Here is a 2,908-nt window from a genome sequence, read left to right on the forward strand (position 1 = left end):
CGCGGGAGACCTCGCCCGCGCCGCGCACGATGCCCTCACCGACACCGACCGGCACATCGCCTCCACCATCCTCGCCAGCGTGGCCACCCCGGGCCTCCCCACCGGCCCGCGCCCATTGGAACCACCGCACTCGGCACCGGGCCTCCCGCCGACGCCACGGCCGCGCGTGCCGAAGCTCCTGCGGCGACGGTGGATCCCTGTCCTGGCCGTGGTGCTCCTGGTAGCCGCCGCAGGCGGGGGGATCGCCTACTGGAAACTGTCCGAGAGTGTCGGCAACCCGATCACCGCCACAACCGTCACAGCCACCATCCCGGTCGGTAAGGGGCCGGAATTGCTGGCGGTCGACCCGGGCACGCACACCGTCTACACCGCCAACTTCGGCGACGATTCGGTGTCGGTGATCGACGCGGCCGCCCACACCGTCACCGCGACCATCCCGGTCGGCAAGGGGCCGGTCGGTGTGGCGGTCGACCCGGGCACATCCACCGTCTACACCGCCAACGGCGGCGACGATTCGGTGTCGGTGATCGACGCGGCCGCCCACACCGTCACCGCCACCGTCCCGGTCGGTAAGACGCCGATCGGTGTGGCGGTCGACCCGGGCACGCACACCCTCTACACCACCAACAGGGACGACAATTCGGTGTCGGTGATCGACCCGGCCACCCACACCGTCACCGCGACCATCCCGGTCGGCAAGGGGCCGGTCGGTGTGGCGGTCGACCCGCGCACGCACACCGTCTACACCACCAACTACACCGGCAATTCGGTGTCGGTGATCGTCGCGGCCACCCACACCGTCACCGCGACCATCCCGGTCGGCAAGGGGCCGGAATTGCTGGCGGTCGACCCCGGCACGCACACCCTCTACACCACCAACTACACCGGCAATTCGGTGTCGGTGATCGACACGGCCGCCCACACCGTCACCGTGACCATCCCGGTCGGCATGCGGCCGGCCGGTGTGGCGGTCGACCCGGGCACATCCACCGTCTACACCGCCAACAACTCCGGCAATTCGGTGTCGGTGATCGACACGGCCGCCCACACCGTCACTGCGACCATCCCCGTCGGTAAGGGGGCGGAGGGTGTGGCGGTCGACCCGCGCACGCACACCGTCTACACCGCCAACAGGGACGACAATTCGGTGTCGGTGATCGAGCCGCGGCACTGAAATGCCCGCCCTTCAGCTGGGGTTTCGTAACACCCGCACCAGAACCGGGTCCCCAGCCGCTGCACCGGAACCCCAGCCAGCCCGGGCCGGGCAGACCTGCCGGCTCGAAGAACCGGCACCGCACCACCCGCCACGACGTCGGCCTGGTCCTGCTCACCGGCCAGGCCTACAACCGCCCGACACATCATAAGAAGGGCACCCGACCACGCCGCACAGATCAAAAAACCAGGCTGAGCTTATTAGGGTGATGACCTCGGCGTGGCCAAGCCACCCCACGCCTGCGCTGTTCTACTGTCCAGGCGACAGTGAAGGTCAGTCACGGCGGCGCTGGATGCACACGTTGCACGTCAGGGCGAAACGCTTGGTGAGTCGTGAGGTGAGGACGCGATCCCTGCCGAGCAGGCGGGGTCGTGGATAGGTCAACTCGTGGGTGCGAGATCGAGGCGGTCCATATGCGACCGATTGCCCTCTTGGTCCGTTCCATCCCTGGTTGCATAGTGGGCAAACTTTGTCTGGCCATTGTATGAGCCTGAAGTCCTGCGGTTCTACGACAGTCGCTTTGCCGCCCCAGCTGGCAACTTCACCGCAGGTAGAGGGCATTTTGGTGATCTTCACCCGCGGTGTCTGGCCGCTGTATCCGCAGTGCGGGTGTTGCCCTCGCCGCACACCTCGAACGTCGGCTTCACGAACTGTTGTCCAAGCAGGTCGCTGGTCTGTGCGCACCTGCACCCGAGTCAGTGCCGCGGCTCGATCACCGACACCGAATTGCCGGAGAAGTTGGCGGTGTAGACGGTGGATGTGCCCGGGTCGACCGCCATACCGATCGGCGTCTTGCCGACCGGGATGGTCGCGGTGACGGTGTGGGTGGCCGTGTCGATCACCGACACCGAATTGTCGTCCCTGTTGGTGGTGTAGAGGGTGTGCGTGCGCGGGTCGACCGCCACACCGATCGGCGTCTTGCCGACCGGGACGGTGGCGGTGACGGTGTGGGCGGCCGCGTCGATCACCGACACCGAATTGTCGTAGCCGTTGGTGGTGTAGAGGGTGTGCGTGCCCGGGTCGACCGCCACAGCGACCGGCCCCTTGCCGACCGGGATGGTCGCGGTGACGGTGTGGGCTGCCGTGTCGATCACCGACACCGAATTGCCGCCGAAGTTGGCGGTGTAGAGGGTGTGTGTGCCCGGGTCGACCGCCAGCAATTCCGGCCCCTTACCGACGGGGATGGTCGCGGTGACGGTGTGAGTGGCCGGGTCGATCACCGACACCGAATCGTCGTTCCTGTTGGTGGTGTAGAGGGTGTGCGTGCCCGGGTCGACCGCCACACCCTCCGGCCCCTTGCCGACCGGGATTATCGCGGTAACGGTGTGGGTGGCCGGGTCGATCACCGACACCGAATCGTCGGAGTTGTTGGTGGTGTAGACGGTGTGCGTGCCCGGGTCGACCGCCACACCGAACGGCCCGTTGCCGACGGGGATGGTGGCTGTGACGGTTGTGGCCGTCGTCGGGTTGCCGACACTCTCGGACAGTTTCCAGTAGGCGATCCCCCCGCCTGCGGCGGCTACCAGGAGCACCACGGCCAGGACGGGAATCCACCGTCGCCGCAGGAGCTTCGACGCTCGCCTCGACGGTGCCAATGGTCGGCCCGGGGTGGCCACGCTGGCGAGGATGGTGGAGGCGATGTGCCGGTCGGTGTCGGTGAGGGCATCGTGCGCGGCGCGGGCGAGGTCTCCCGCG

General features: G+C 67.7%; 2 protein-coding genes. One reads left to right on the top strand and one right to left on the bottom strand.

Annotated elements, in window-relative coordinates; translation table 11 throughout:
* The coding region (locus ACWEKS_RS49030) for a hypothetical protein (protein WP_452346560.1) at window positions 1-1,174 on the top strand (1,174 nt) is incomplete at its 5' end.
* A 734-nt stretch (window positions 1,175-1,908) separates the two neighbouring features.
* Here ACWEKS_RS49030 and ACWEKS_RS49035 read toward each other — a convergent pair.
* A partial coding sequence (locus tag ACWEKS_RS49035; protein ID WP_452346561.1) for a YVTN family beta-propeller repeat protein occupies window positions 1,909-2,908 on the bottom strand: 1,000 nt, incomplete at its 5' end.

The organism is Nocardia sp. NPDC004711, from assembly GCF_053601595.1.